The organism is Pseudomonas sp. MPR-R2A5 (genome assembly GCF_058793055.1).
This window is the reverse complement of the sequence record NZ_JBXAFK010000011.1, coordinates 1-13119: the sequence shown is the minus strand read 5'-3', so window position 1 is coordinate 13119 and position 13119 is coordinate 1. Positions and strand designations below refer to the sequence as shown.

Annotated in this window: 14 protein-coding genes; 6 read left to right on the top strand and 8 right to left on the bottom strand. The window is 59.3% G+C overall.

The genetic code is table 11. The features are described from left to right. Positions 1-100: 100 nt before the first annotated feature. Positions 101-409 (top strand): contact-dependent growth inhibition system immunity protein, encoded by a 309-nt coding sequence (locus AC1Q6I_RS10655; protein WP_102625791.1) that lies wholly within the window; start codon positions 101-103, stop codon positions 407-409. 292 nt (positions 410-701) lie between these two features. Further along, a complete protein-coding gene (locus tag AC1Q6I_RS10650; RefSeq protein ID WP_102642593.1) occupies positions 702-1061 on the top strand; it encodes a hypothetical protein in 360 nt (119 codons plus the stop codon). 199 nt (positions 1062-1260) lie between these two features. Here the strand turns inward: AC1Q6I_RS10650 and hemB are convergent, their stop codons facing one another. The 3 genes from hemB to AC1Q6I_RS10635 form a co-directional block, all read right to left on the bottom strand. After that, positions 1261-2235, bottom strand: coding sequence for a porphobilinogen synthase (gene hemB / locus AC1Q6I_RS10645; protein WP_024074490.1), 975 nt, complete (start codon positions 2233-2235; stop codon positions 1261-1263). A 116-nt stretch (positions 2236-2351) separates the two neighbouring features. Beyond that, complete coding sequence (locus AC1Q6I_RS10640; protein ID WP_024074489.1) at positions 2352-3194, bottom strand: PhzF family phenazine biosynthesis protein; 843 nt, start codon at positions 3192-3194, stop codon at positions 2352-2354. 2 nt (positions 3195-3196) lie between these two features. Beyond that, positions 3197-3895: a glutathione S-transferase N-terminal domain-containing protein gene (locus AC1Q6I_RS10635; RefSeq protein WP_102625632.1), complete on the bottom strand. Its 699-nt coding sequence runs from the start codon at positions 3893-3895 to the stop codon at positions 3197-3199. A 254-nt stretch (positions 3896-4149) separates the two neighbouring features. Between AC1Q6I_RS10635 and AC1Q6I_RS10630 the strand changes: the two genes are divergently transcribed. Next, entirely contained in the window at positions 4150-4851 is a 702-nt protein-coding gene (locus tag AC1Q6I_RS10630) for a histidine phosphatase family protein (RefSeq protein WP_102625631.1), read from the top strand. A gap of 103 nt (positions 4852-4954) precedes the next feature. After that, complete coding sequence (locus AC1Q6I_RS10625; protein ID WP_024074486.1) at positions 4955-6010, top strand: permease; 1056 nt, start codon at positions 4955-4957, stop codon at positions 6008-6010. Positions 6011-6075: 65 nt separating this feature from the next. Here AC1Q6I_RS10625 and mnmH read toward each other — a convergent pair whose 3' ends face one another. From mnmH to AC1Q6I_RS10605, 4 genes are all read right to left on the bottom strand, one after another. Then, positions 6076-7179 (bottom strand): tRNA 2-selenouridine(34) synthase MnmH, encoded by a 1104-nt coding sequence (mnmH, locus tag AC1Q6I_RS10620; RefSeq protein WP_102625630.1) that lies wholly within the window; start codon positions 7177-7179, stop codon positions 6076-6078. After that, positions 7179-8213, bottom strand: a complete 1035-nt coding sequence (gene selD, locus AC1Q6I_RS10615) for a selenide, water dikinase SelD (RefSeq protein WP_024074484.1) — start codon at positions 8211-8213, stop codon at positions 7179-7181. The genes mnmH and selD overlap by 1 nt, the downstream gene beginning before the upstream one ends. Before the next feature lie 94 nt (positions 8214-8307). Then, on the bottom strand, positions 8308-9057 hold the full coding sequence (locus tag AC1Q6I_RS10610) for a TerC family protein (protein ID WP_069075652.1): 750 nt from the start codon (positions 9055-9057) through the stop codon (positions 8308-8310). A gap of 29 nt (positions 9058-9086) precedes the next feature. Continuing rightward, positions 9087-9338, bottom strand: coding sequence for a hypothetical protein (locus AC1Q6I_RS10605; protein ID WP_102625629.1), 252 nt, complete (start codon positions 9336-9338; stop codon positions 9087-9089). Positions 9339-9472: 134 nt separating this feature from the next. Here AC1Q6I_RS10605 and nhaR point away from each other — a divergent pair, with 134 nt between their 5' ends. Further along, a complete protein-coding gene (nhaR, locus tag AC1Q6I_RS10600; protein WP_102625628.1) occupies positions 9473-10375 on the top strand; it encodes a transcriptional activator NhaR in 903 nt (300 codons plus the stop codon). Between the two features lie 4 nt (positions 10376-10379). Here the strand turns inward: nhaR and AC1Q6I_RS10595 are convergent, their stop codons facing one another. After that, positions 10380-11537: an MFS transporter gene (locus AC1Q6I_RS10595; protein ID WP_024074480.1), complete on the bottom strand. Its 1158-nt coding sequence runs from the start codon at positions 11535-11537 to the stop codon at positions 10380-10382. A gap of 239 nt (positions 11538-11776) precedes the next feature. Here AC1Q6I_RS10595 and sstT point away from each other — a divergent pair, with 239 nt between their 5' ends. Then, a complete protein-coding gene (gene sstT / locus AC1Q6I_RS10590) occupies positions 11777-12997 on the top strand; it encodes a serine/threonine transporter SstT (RefSeq protein ID WP_102625627.1) in 1221 nt (406 codons plus the stop codon). The last annotated feature ends 122 nt before the right edge of the window (positions 12998-13119 follow it).

Below are 13119 nucleotides of genomic sequence, written 5' to 3'. Positions count from 1 at the left end.
GAAAAATGGGGAAAAAATTATTAATAGGCTTAAGTTCAAATTCACTGTTCTCAATCAAATAAATCCATCCCTCTGCCCCCCTTTGTCTCGCAATATAAAAATGAACAAAACCTTAATAGAACTTCAACATTTTTTTGGCGCCTACTTTAATCAGGACTGGACAGAAAATCATGCCTCTGCTGACGAGGTCATTGATAGCTTTCTACTCGAGTCGCCTACCGATGTAGTATTGACTGTAAGAAATCAAATTTTAGACCTAATTACTTCTTACACAAACGAGTCAGAATTCCAGGAAAATCTGTTACATGAGCAGTATTGTTACTATTATTATCCAAATCAATGGGCTTCAGGACCACTATGGCTGGATCACGTACTCCGAAAACTCGAAAATCACTTACTCGGGGAATAAAATTGAGAACCCGCCTCACCGAAACTGACACGTGCGGAGCGACAGGTAAAGCTTGATAAGCTTACGACCAGATAGTTATCAGAAAGGGGGCAGTACTATTTATAGGCTAATTTTTTGTGCCGAGACAACATATAGACGTACCAACTTCGAAACATCTCGCGATCCCACGGACATGGGAAAAAAATCGGAGAGGGCTATAAAAAAGACAGATTTGAATATGGAAAACAACGAAAAGCAACAGTAATACTAGACTCAGACGGAAACCCAATCACCGCTTATACGGACTACTGATATGAAACATCTCCCTAAACTTTCAATCCTCCGCAGCCTTTTATTCACCTACAACATCGAAAACCTTGACGACTCCGAAAGAGAGATCTTCATTGCATCAAAAAATATAAACAATGACAAAGAACTCGCCGAGTTATTTGACACACTTACCAAACCTGAATTTATCAAATACAAGAAAGACGAAAGGGAATGGCATATCAACACCATCCGGCACTTCTTAAATACAGACGAAAACTTCGAGTCCGTATTTTATCTTTTTGATACTTATTTCAACGACGAAATAACTGACAAAAGGCAATTCATGAAAGTCTTGCTTGACTGCCTTGACAAATACAATGCAGAAGCTATGAATAACAAATAAAAACTAATTATACAGCCGAAATAAACAAATAAAATTCAGACCAACGATTGAAGAAAATCTCATTCACCCAATCACAAAATTCAAATGCCACAGAATGCAGTTAGTCAGGGAGATGAAGTATTTAAGGTAAATCAGGGGTTTAGGGCTGCTACGCAGCCCAACGCGAGCAAGCTCGCTCGCCACAGGGTTTGCACTGTTCTCAGATACCGGCCAACGCCAAGTCCATCGCGAAGTAGGTGAAGATCAAATCCGCACCCGCGCGTTTGATCGAGCCGAGGGTTTCACGCACCACCCGATCCTCATCAATCGCCCCCGCCTGGGCACCGAACTTGATCATCGCGTATTCGCCGCTGACCTGATACGCCGCCACCGGCAGGCGCGAGGCTTCGCGGATGTCGCGGATGATGTCGAGGTAGGCACCGGCCGGTTTGACCATCAGCGCGTCCGCGCCTTCCTGTTCGTCGAGCAGCGATTCGCGCACGGCTTCGCGGCGGTTCATCGGGTTCATCTGGTAGCTCTTGCGGTCGCCCTTGAGCGCGCTGCCACCGGCTTCGCGGAACGGGCCGTAGAGGGCCGAGGCGAATTTGGTGGAGTAGGCCATGATCGGGATATGGGTGAACCCGGCGTCATCCAGGGCGCGGCGAATCGCCTGGACCTGGCCGTCCATCGCCGCCGACGGTGCAATCACATCGGCTCCGGCGCGGGCGGCGGCAACGGCTTGCTTGCCCAGGTTGACCAGAGTCGCGTCGTTGTCGACGTGGGCACCGTGCATTACGCCGCAGTGGCCGTGGTCGGTGTATTCACAGAAGCAGGTGTCGGACATCACGATCATTTCCGGCACAGCGTCCTTGATGATCGAGGACATGCGCGAGACCAGTCCGCGTTCCTTCCAGGTGTCACTGCCACTGGCGTCCAGGTGGTGGGACACGCCAAAGGTCATCACCGACTTGATCCCCGCACGGGCATAGCGCTCGACCTCATGGGCCAGCTTCTTCTCGGGAATACGCAACACCCCCGGCATGCTGGTGATCGGCACGAAGTCGTCGATTTCTTCTTCGACGAAAATCGGCAATACCAGGTCGTTGAGGGTGAACTCGGTTTCCTGGAACAAGCTGCGCAGCTCCGGGGAGCGGCGCAGGCGACGTGGGCGGGCTTGAGGGAACTGGCTGGTCATGGCTTTCCTGACTGAAGACTGAAAACTTTGGGGCGAAAGCTTATGCCCCTTGGCCCCGGCAGCACAAATGCCCAGGGGCCAACAGTGTATTGCCAGGCCCGTAATAATTCATTGATCTAGAGCTGTAGACGCCCTTCGATGCACACCGCCACTGCCCCGCCGACCCAGATTTCATCGCCCTGGCGCTCGATGTGAATGCGCCCCGCACGCCCTATGGCCGTGCCCTGGCTGACCACATAACGCTCCGGCGCCAGCCCCTCGCTCAGTAGCCATTGCGCAATGCCGGCATTCAAGCTGCCGGTGGCCGGATCTTCCTGGGCGCCATCGCCTGCGACAAAGGCACGCACTTCAAAGTGCGCCTCCACGTCATCGTGGGCTGGGTTGCAAGGGGCTATGACACCCACGGCCAAACCGAGCAGTTGCGAATAGTCTGGCTGCAAGCCCAGGACTTGATTGCGATCGGCCAACATTATCGCCAGCCAATCGGCCCCGTTATCAACCCATTGGCTGCGCACAATCGCTTGCGGCTCCAGGCCCAAGGCCAGGCGCACGCGCTCGACCAACGGCGCTTCCACCGGGCCGTCGCGCAATAACGGCGGCGCAATAAACGCCAGTTCATCCCCTTGACGGCGGACACGCACCAGGCCGATTTCACATTCCTGGATGATCTCCTCGCCCTTGGGGATACCTCCGGCTTGGAGCCACGCATGGCAACTGCCCAATGTGGGGTGCCCGGCGAATGGCAGCTCCTTCAAGGTAGTGAAAATTCGTACGCGGTAGTCGGCCCGTGGATCACGGGGTGTCAGCAAAAATGTGGTCTCACTGAGATTGGTCCACCGGGCAAAGTCGGCCATTTGCTGGTCGCTGAGGCTATCGGCGCCCAGCACCACGGCCAGCGGATTACCTTTGAGCGACTCGCGGCTAAATACATCCAGTTGTTTGAAATCGAAAGTCGGCATGCTCAGCTCGGAATGTTCAAGCCACGGATCACGGCTGGCCGGGCAACAAAACCGTCCAGCGCGCGCAGTACATTGGGGAAGTCGGCAATGCCGACCAGATCGCCCGCTTCGTAGAAGCCGATCAGGTTGCGAATCCACGGGAAAGTGGCGATGTCGGCGACGCTGTAGTCGTCGCCCATGATCCAGGTACGCCCCAGCAAGCGTTTCTCCAGCACCGCCAACAAGCGTCGGGATTCGGCGACGTAGCGGTCGCGCGGGCGTTTGTCTTCGTAGGCCTTACCGGCGAATTTGTTGAAGAACCCCACCTGGCCGAACATCGGACCGATGCCGGCCATCTGAAACATCAGCCACTGAAGGGTTTCGTAGCGGGTGGCCGGGTCTTCCGAGAGCAGTTGGCTGGTCTTTTCCGCCAGGTAAATCAAGATCGCGCCGGACTCGAACAGCGCCAACGGCTGGCCGCTGGGGCCATTGGGGTCGATGATCGCGGGAATCTTGTTGTTGGGGTTCAGGGACATGAACTCGGGCGACAGCTGGTCCTGGGTGTCGAAACTGACCTTGTGCGCTTCATAGGGCAGGCCCAGCTCTTCGAGCATGATCGAGACCTTGACTCCGTTAGGCGTGGGCAGCGAGTACAGCTGCAGGCGCTCAGGGTGCTGGGCGGGCCATTTGCTGTTGATCGGGAAGGCAGCGAGCGAATTCATCGGGAAACCCCAAGGCAGAAAGTCACCATGATAGCCACCCGCCTGCCGTCGTGCATAAGTCATCATTGCGCAACATTGGCGGGCTAATGTCCCGCACGGGCGAACCAAAGTGCCCAAGCGCACTCTTACATGCGCCCGAACGGTAAATGGAGGCACCTCGCTGTATCGACAGGGAACACACCGCAGGACGCCATCGGCGTGACTGGGGCCAGGCTTGTCCGCCTTAACCTGACGCATGAAGACTCGAACCTACAATGAAGATCAAGCCTCTGCGCCATGTACAACGACTGAAACGCTATTCCTACATTACGCTGCCGCTGCTGCTGGTCAGCGCCGCCATGGTCGCCGCCCTCGACGCTCGCGAAAGCCGCGCCCAACCGGTGGATGGCGTGCAAACCCTGGTTTTCCTGCGCCACGGCGAAAAACCCGCCGGCGGCCTGGGCCAGCTCAATTGCCAGGGCCTGAACCGTGCGATGAACCTGGCCACTGTATTGCCGGAAAAATTCGGCAAGGCCAACTTCGTGTTTGCCGCCAACCCCACGCGCAATATCGAAGAAGGCGAAAAAGATAACTCGTACAGCTACATTCGCCCCCTGATGACCATCAGCCCCAGCGCGATCAAGCTCGGCCTGCCGGTGAACATCAAGTTTTCGGCCAATGACACCAGCGCCCTCGCCGACGAACTGGTGGAAGACAAGTACCACAACGCCATCATCTACACCGCCTGGTCCCACGGTTACCTGCCGGAGTTGATCAACAAGGTGGCCAGGGAAGCGGTGGGCGAAAAGCACACCATCACCAATGACTGGTCCGGCAGTGACTACGACACGCTGTATGTGCTGACGCTGACCTGGCACAACGGCAAGGCCTCGTTGCTGAGCCGTAACTACAAGCAAGGGCTGAATAACGGCGACGAAACTTGCCCACAGGCGACCCAGGCCAGCGCCGATCTCTGAAGCGCAGCGTTTCGGCTTGAGCTTTGCTCACGCAGGAGCGTGGGTATGATCGAAGGCAAGGGCGTATGATGCTGCGTTCTTGACTCGCCTGCGGAACCTTTCCATGCCCAACCTCACCTCCACCCAGCCCAACCGAGGCTGGTCATTCTGGTGGAAACCAACGTTATTCCTGCTGGTGGCCTGCGTGGGCCTCTACTACGTGAAGTGGTCGCCTTATTACCTCAAGGCATTTGTGGCCGCCGATAACCACAGCATCGGCGCCTCGATTCTCAATGACCAGCAAAGCTCGCCGCTGGCCGCGGCGCTGGCCTATGCCCAGGTGTATTTCCTGGCGATCTGGAAAGCCGCTGTGTTGGCGGTGATCCTTGGTTCCTTGCTGCAGGTCCTGATCCCTCGCGATTGGCTGTTGCGCCTGTTCGGCCGCGCCGGGCTGGGTTCGACCTTGCGCGGCGGGCTGTTCGCCTTGCCGGGGATGATGTGCAGTTGCTGCGCGGCACCGGTCGCGGCAGGCATGCGCCGCCAGCGGGTGTCGGTGGGCGCCGCGCTGGCGTTCTGGATCGCCAACCCGGTGCTGAACCCGGCCACGCTGGTGTTCATGGGGTTTGTGCTGGGCTGGGGGTTTACGGCGTTGCGGCTGGTGGCGGGGATTGTGCTGGTGGTGGGGGTGTCGATGGTGGCACAGCGCATCGCCCGGCCTGAACAGGTGCCGGAAGCGGCATTGGAGGCTGTAGCCGAAGCCAGCAGCACGGAGTCGCAACCGTTCCTGAGCCGCTGGCTGCGTACCCTGTGGCAGCTCTTCTGGAGCACGATACCGATCTATATCCTGGCGGTGCTGGTGCTCGGTGCAGCGCGGGTCTGGCTGTTTCCCCATGTGGACGGCGCCATGGCCAACAGCCTGGTGTGGCTGGTACCGCTGGCGATTGTCGGCACGCTGTTTGTGATTCCTACAGCGGCAGAGATCCCCATCGTACAAACCATGATGACCCTGGGCATGGGCACCGGCCCCGCCGTGGCCTTGCTGATGACCTTGCCGAGCGTGAGCCTGCCGTCGCTGTTGATGCTGCGCAAGGATTTCGATGCGCGGGTGCTGGTGACGGTGGCCGGCTTGACCATGCTGGTGGGCGTGGTGTGCGGATTGATCGGTGCCGTGATCCTCTAACGCTTCGTTGAGGCTGACGGCCCTATCGCGAGCAAGCCCGCGATGAGGCACCGGAAACCCACCTGTCAACCGCGCCGGGCGCTACGCTCGCGCAAGTACGCCAGCACCGCGCCCTGCTCGCCGGAGAACTCGATCCGTGCGCCTTTCTTTTCACGCTGGAAGGCGTACATCGGATCGTAGTACTCGCACAGCAAACCTTCGATCCACAGCCGATGCAAATCCACGACGCAGGTGCGTGCCTGTTCCGCCAGGGCCTCCTGCAGAATCACCTGCAATCGCTGGAAGCGCTCGCCCCCCAGGCGCTTGTAGATATTGGCCAGGCCCTGGGTCAAGCGCTCGGCAAACAGCGCCTGGCCCTGCTCGCCAAACACCTCGATAAATTCCGCGCTCAGATCGACGACGTAATCGTTGAGGATTCGCTCGACGCGCCCTTCGATACTGTCCTCCAACCACACCATCGGAAAGGACTGCATGCCTTTGTGCAAGGGCAACGGCAGTGCGCAACTGCCGATCATGCGGCTTTCATCCTCGACGACGAACTGCTCGATGCCCGCCGCGCGCTTTTTCAGCAGGTCTACCGCCAGACGGTTTTCAAAGTCGATATTGGACGGCTGCGCCGTGGCCCGCTTGCCGAAGCTGGAACCCCGGTGGTTGGCGTGGCCTTCCAGGTCCAAGGCATTGCGCAACTGGCCCAGGACCTCGGTTTTGCCCGCGCCGGTCATGCCCCCCAGCAGCACGAAATCACACTCGGCGGTGGCGCGCTCGACGGTGTCGAGCAGAAAGGAGCGCATCGCTTTGTAGCCGCCGCCGACACGGGGGTACTCAATACCGGCCTCGGTTTTCAACCATTGCTGCACAATCTGCGAGCGCAGCCCGCCACGAAAGCAGTACAGGTAACCGTCGGGATGGGCCTGGGCAAATCGTGCCCACTGTTCGATGCGTTCGGCCTTGATCGCCCCCGACACCAGTTCATGGCCCAGCACGATTGCCGCCTGCTGGCCCTGTTGCTTGTAGCAGGTGCCGACGCGCTGGCGCTCGTCGTCGGTCATCAACGGCAGGTTGATCACCCCGGGAAACGCGCCTTTGCTGAATTCGATCGGCGCGCGGGTATCCATCATGGGTCGGTCGTTGAGGAAGATATCGCGGTAATCGGTGATGTCAGTGGCCATCAAGACACCTCTACCGCGTTGGTCTGTCGCTCCACCAACTGGCCAATCGGCTCAAGAGCCAGGCCCAGTTCAGCCGCGACCGCGTGAAACTCGGCATCACCGTCGGGGCTGACAGCGATCAGCAGGCCACCGCTGGTTTGGGGGTCGCACAGCACGCGCTTGTGCAGTTCCTGCAGGCGCCCGAGCTTGCTGGCGTAGCTGTCGAAGTTGCGCAAGGTGCCGCCAGGGACGCAGCCTTGGTCAAGGTAGTACTCCACGCCAGGCAGGCGTGGGACCTTTTCGTACTCGATGCGCGCAGTCAGGCCACTGCCGTCAGCCATTTCCACCAGATGCCCCAGCAGGCCGAAACCGGTGACATCGGTCATCGCGGTCACGCCGGCCAACTTGCCGAAGCGACTGCCAGGCTTGTTGAGGGTGCACATCCAGTCACGGGCCAGGCCGATATCCGCCTCACGCAATTTGCCCTTCTTTTCGGCAGTGGTGAGGATACCGATGCCCAGAGGCTTGGTCAGGTACAGCTGGCACCCGGCGGTGGCCGTGTCGTTGCGCTTCATATGGCGCTTTTGCACGATGCCGGTCACGGCCAGGCCGAAGATCGGCTCCGGCGCATCGATGGAGTGCCCACCCGCCAACGGAATGCCGGCTTCGTCACACACCGAGCGCCCGCCTCGGATGACTTCGCGGGCGATCTCCGGGGCCAGCACGTTGACCGGCCAGCCGAGAATGGCGATGGCCATCAGCGGGTCGCCGCCCATGGCGTAGATATCGCTGATGGCATTCGTGGCGGCAATGCGACCGAAATCGAAGGGATCATCGACAATCGGCATGAAAAAATCCGTGGTGGAGACGACTCCACGCTCATCATCGATGGCATACACCGCCGCATCATCGCGCGAGGCGTTGCCCACCCACAGCTTGGGGTCAAGGTTCTGTGCTCCGCTGCCGGCCAGGATCACTTCCAGCACCTGGGGGGAAATCTTGCAGCCGCAACCCGCACCGTGGCTGTACTGGGTAAGTCGAATCGGCTCGTTCATGGTGGACCTCAAGCTATCAAGTGGGCCGATTCTAGCAGACAGCAAAAGGCCGGCTGGGCTCGGATGAGCGCAGCCGGCCTGTTTGTTCCAGCCGTTACTGACGGGCAGCGAGCAAACGCTTGTGCCGGTTACGCCGCGCGATGTTCAAGCATTCGATTGCCGCCGAGAACGCCATCGCCGCATATACATAGCCTTTTGGCACATGGGCACCGAAACCTTCGGCGATCAGCGTCATGCCGATCATGATCAGGAAGCCCAGGGCCAGCATCACCACAGTCGGGTTGTCGTTGATGAACTTGGCCAGCGGTTCAGCCGCCACCAGCATCACGATGACCGATGTCACCACGGCAATGATCATGATCGGCAAGTGCTCGGTCATGCCTACGGCAGTGATGATGCTGTCGATGGAAAATACCAGGTCAAGCAACAGGATCTGCCCGATGGCGGCGGCAAAACCGATGGCCACGACATTGCTGGTGCTGGCCTTCTCTTCCGGCTCCGGGTCCATGCTGTGATGGATTTCGGTCGTCGCCTTCCATACCAGGAACAGGCCGCCGGCGATCAGGATCATGTCTTTCCACGAAAACGCCTGGCCGAATATCTCGAACACCGGGGCGGTCAACTGCACGATGAACGCGATGGTACTCAGCAGGCCCAGGCGCAGCACCAGCGCCATGCTGATGCCGATGCGACGAGCCTTGGCCCGGTGCTTCTCCGGCAATTTGTTGGTGAGGATCGAGATAAAGATCAGGTTATCGATGCCCAGCACGATTTCCATGACGATCAAGGTGGCCAGGGCGACCCAGGCGGTGGGGCTGGCGGCCAGTTGTAAAAGGTAATCCATAGGTCAGTCCTGACGTTGTTCGGGGGGAGTTAAGCTTCTTTACTGTCCGATTGCGGCGCGTTTTCTGGCTGGTCATCCTTTTTTTCCGGGCTGATCAGGCCCTGGGTCGCCTCGCTCAAGGCCTGTTCGGCGGCCTTGTGGGTTTCATCGATGACTTGTTTGGCCTGCTCGGTGGCCTTGCCCATCACTTGCTGCGCGCTTTTTTCGACTTGATCACAGCCGCTGACCACCACCAATGAAAGCGCAAGCAGCGATGCAGCGCACAGGGAGTTGAGTTTCATGATGTCTTCCTCGTTAGAACCATTGGGTCCAAATAGTGGCCCCGCGATAGCGAGGCATTCTATGCAGGCGAACAGTTCAGGAAAATTCGTATTTTTCTCGCGTATACTTCGATTTTTACGAAGTGTAGGGTGCCATGCTCAATTACCGACAACTGCATTACTTTTGGGTGGTAGCCAAGACCGGCAGCATCGTGCGCGCCTGCGAGCAACTGAACCTCACGCCGCAGACCATCAGCGGGCAGATCAGCCTGCTGGAACAAACCTTTGGTGTCGCATTGTTTCAACGGGTAGGCCGCCAGTTGGAGCTGACCGAAGCGGGTCGCCAGGCCCTGCCCTATGCCGAGCAGATGTTCCAGACGGGCAATGAACTGGAAGCGATGCTGCGCGCGCAACCCAATGAACAGCAGATTGTGTTCCGGGTCGGGGTAGCGGATGTGGTGCCCAAGTCCATCGTCTACCGGCTGATCGCACCGACCATAGAGCTAAGCGAACCGATCCGCATCACCTGCCGTGAAGACAAACTCGAACGTTTATTGGCCGACCTGGCGATCCAGCGCCTGGACCTGGTCATTTCCGATAGCCCTATGCCAACGCACTTGGACATCAAGGGTTACAGCCAGAAACTGGGGGAATGTGGCATCAGTTTCTTCGCCACCCAGGCACTGGCTGACCGGCATGGCGGCGATTTCCCACAATGCTTGCATGGCGCGCCGCTCTTGATTCCGGGGGCGGAGACGGTGGTGCGCAGCCGCTTGCAGCGCTGGTTTGCCGAGCAGAAGATCCAGCCAAAGATCATCGGCGAGTTCGACGACAGCGCGTTGATGCAGGCATTCGGCCAATCCGGCAGCGGTATCTTTATCGCCCCCAGCGTGATCGCCGATGAGGTCGTGCGCCAGTACGGCGTGGCGCTGATCGGCCAGACTGATGCGGTGAGCGAGTCGTTCTACGCGATCTCGGTGGAGCGCAAGGTCAAGCACCCCGGCATCGTGGCGATTACCGAGGGTGCGCGGCGAGAATTGTTCACCGCCCTGCCCTGACAGCTCAGGCGTTGGAAGCAGCCGGTTGCTTGGCCGTCATCAGCCACAGCGCCAGCAGGATCGACACCAGGATAAACCCGGAGGCGGCAAAGCCCAGGCTGCCCAGGCCCAAGGTGTCGATGACATGCCCACCGACCATGGCCCCCAGGCCGATACCCAGGTTGGCCCCGGCGATATTCAGCGACGCGGCAAACGCCGGCGCATGGGGCGCGGCCTTCATCAGGCGGACATGGCTGACCAGGAACATCGCCGCCTGGGTCACGCCCCACACCGCCATCGCCGCCGCCAGCCCGATTGTCGAATGAATGGCGGGCACCACGGCCACCATGCCAGCGATCATAAACCCGCAAAACACCATGGAGGCGATCAACGGGTGACGATCCACCGCGCGCCCGCCGAGGGAGTTGCCGATCAGGCCGACCGCGCCGAACCCCATCAGGCACCAGCCCACCAGCGTACCGTCGAACCCGGCCAGGCGCTCGAGGATGTCCGCCAGGTAGGTGTAGGCGGTGAACATGCCGCTGAACACCAGGATCGACAGCAGGATATGCCCCTGCATCAGCGGGCTGCGCAGGATCTTGAACTGTGAGCGCAAGGTGACCTGCTCGTTCTTGGCGTTCGTGACGGGCAGGTAGATGTACAGCAGCAAGGCCTTGGCCAGCGCAATGGCCGCTAGCAGGGCAAACGCCGTACGCCAGCCGAACATATCGGAAATCAGCGTGCCGACCGGGATGCCAAACACCGTGGCGCAGACAATCCCGAAGCCGATCTTCTCAATGGCGCGCCCGGCGAATTCGGGGCCGACGATATCCACCGCGGTTTCACTGGCCAGGGCCCAGAACACCGGCAACCCCAAGGCCGGGATCAAGCGGGCCAGGGACATGACCCAGATATTCGGCGCCAGCGCGGCCACGCTATTGGCCACGGCGAACATGACCAGGATCGTGATGAACAGGCGTTTGCGCTGGAATCGGGCGAAGTAGGCCGTGAGAAACGGGCCGAACGCCGCCACGGTGAACGCGAACAGGGTCACCAGCAACCCAGCCTGGGACACGCTGACATTCAGGTCGCGGGCAATCGACGGCAGCAGGCCGACGATGATGAATTCCGTGGTCAGCACGGTAAAGCCGGCGGCCGACAGCAGCAGGATCGGAAACAGCATGAAAACTCCAGAAACGACGACATCAACGACTGCCCTGGGGGCTCGCTGACGGAGAGGAAAGATGAGAGGCAAGAATCTTAACAGAACATGTCCGGACTTGGCTAAGACCGGCGCCCGGCCGGTGACGCATTGCCGCATTGGCCGGGACAGTTCGTGCAGCATGCTAGACTTCGCGACCTGTTTCCTACAGCCCTTTCCGCCCGCCCTGCTGCACCCATTAAAAAAACAGAGACAACTTTATGACTGCTGCCCCTTCCCTCTTTCAACGACTTGCGCGTGTCAGCCTGGTCACGCAAATCGTCATCGGCTTGATCGCCGGTATCCTGCTGGCCCTGCTGTTGCCCGAAGCCGCCAAGGCCACCGGGTTTATCGGCAAAGTGTTTGTCACTGCGCTCAAGGCCGTCGCGCCGATCCTGGTGTTTGTGCTGGTCATGGCGTCGATCGCCAACCATAAACACGGCCAGGAAACCCACATCAAGCCGATCCTGTTCCTGTACCTGCTGGGCACCTTTGCCGCGGCAGTCGTTGCGGTGATCGCCAGCACCCTGTTTCCCTCGTTCCTCGTACTGGCCACCCATGACGCCACGGTGAGCGCCCCCGGCGGCATCGGCGAGGTGCTGCAAAGCCTGCTGCTCAGCGTGGTGGATAACCCGATCAGTGCCCTGATGAATGCCAACTTCATCGGCATCCTGGCCTGGGCCATCGGCATGGGGATCGCGATTCGCCATGCCGGCGAAACTACCCGCACCGTACTCGACGACCTGTCCAACGGCGTCACCTTGATTGTGCGCGTGGTGATCCGCTTTGCGCCGCTGGGTATCTTCGGCCTGGTGGCCTCGACCCTGGCCACTTCCGGTTTCAGCGCCCTGCTCGGCTATGCGCACCTGTTGGTGGTGTTGATCGGCTGCATGCTGTTCGTGGCCTTGGTGATCAACCCGGCCATCGTGTTCTGGAAGCTGCGCCGCAACCCGTACCCACTGGTGCTGATGTGCCTGCGCGAAAGTGGCATCACCGCCTTCTTCACGCGCAGCTCGGCGGCGAATATTCCGGTGAACCTGGCGTTGAGCAAACGCCTGGGCCTGCATGAAGACACCTACTCGGTGTCGATCCCCCTGGGCGCCACCATCAATATGGCCGGCGCCGCGATCACCATCACCGTATTGACCCTGGCTGCCGTGCACACCCTCGGGATTGCCGTCGACCTGCCCACCGCCGTACTGCTCAGCGTCGTCGCGGCAGTCTGTGCCTGCGGAGCCTCGGGGGTGGCCGGTGGTTCACTGCTGCTGATTCCCCTGGCATGCAGCCTGTTCGGCATTCCCAGCGAAATTGCCATGCAGGTGGTGGCGGTCGGTTTCATCATCGGTGTGTTGCAGGATTCGGCGGAGACTGCACTTAACTCGTCCACGGATGTGTTGTTTACCGCGGCCGCGTGCCTGGGCAAGGAAGAACTGCCTGCTTGAACTCCAGGCGTAAAAAAGCCCGGGGCCGTTCATTGAAGAACGCCCCCGGGCTAATGAGATGGTCACCCCCACACCCTGCGAGGGCTACGCTTTCGCAGGGTGTTTTGTTTTTGGAGGCCATC

What these genes read in the sequence shown, in the direction of transcription:
- AC1Q6I_RS10610 (WP_069075652.1), bottom strand. Translation starts at nt 9,057, where the DNA reads ATGGATTACCTTTTACAACTGGCCGCCAGCCCCACCGCCTGGGTCGCC.
- AC1Q6I_RS10650 (WP_102642593.1), top strand. Translation starts at nt 702, where the DNA reads ATGAAACATCTCCCTAAACTTTCAATCCTCCGCAGCCTTTTATTCACC.
- sstT (WP_102625627.1), top strand. Translation starts at nt 11,777, where the DNA reads ATGACTGCTGCCCCTTCCCTCTTTCAACGACTTGCGCGTGTCAGCCTG.
- AC1Q6I_RS10595 (WP_024074480.1), bottom strand. Translation starts at nt 11,537, where the DNA reads ATGCTGTTTCCGATCCTGCTGCTGTCGGCCGCCGGCTTTACCGTGCTG.
- mnmH (WP_102625630.1), bottom strand. Translation starts at nt 7,179, where the DNA reads ATGGCCACTGACATCACCGATTACCGCGATATCTTCCTCAACGACCGA.
- hemB (WP_024074490.1), bottom strand. Translation starts at nt 2,235, where the DNA reads ATGACCAGCCAGTTCCCTCAAGCCCGCCCACGTCGCCTGCGCCGCTCC.
- selD (WP_024074484.1), bottom strand. Translation starts at nt 8,213, where the DNA reads ATGAACGAGCCGATTCGACTTACCCAGTACAGCCACGGTGCGGGTTGC.
- AC1Q6I_RS10605 (WP_102625629.1), bottom strand. Translation starts at nt 9,338, where the DNA reads ATGAAACTCAACTCCCTGTGCGCTGCATCGCTGCTTGCGCTTTCATTG.
- AC1Q6I_RS10635 (WP_102625632.1), bottom strand. Translation starts at nt 3,895, where the DNA reads ATGAATTCGCTCGCTGCCTTCCCGATCAACAGCAAATGGCCCGCCCAG.
- AC1Q6I_RS10625 (WP_024074486.1), top strand. Translation starts at nt 4,955, where the DNA reads ATGCCCAACCTCACCTCCACCCAGCCCAACCGAGGCTGGTCATTCTGG.
- nhaR (WP_102625628.1), top strand. Translation starts at nt 9,473, where the DNA reads ATGCTCAATTACCGACAACTGCATTACTTTTGGGTGGTAGCCAAGACC.
- AC1Q6I_RS10640 (WP_024074489.1), bottom strand. Translation starts at nt 3,194, where the DNA reads ATGCCGACTTTCGATTTCAAACAACTGGATGTATTTAGCCGCGAGTCG.
- AC1Q6I_RS10630 (WP_102625631.1), top strand. Translation starts at nt 4,150, where the DNA reads ATGAAGATCAAGCCTCTGCGCCATGTACAACGACTGAAACGCTATTCC.
- AC1Q6I_RS10655 (WP_102625791.1), top strand. Translation starts at nt 101, where the DNA reads ATGAACAAAACCTTAATAGAACTTCAACATTTTTTTGGCGCCTACTTT.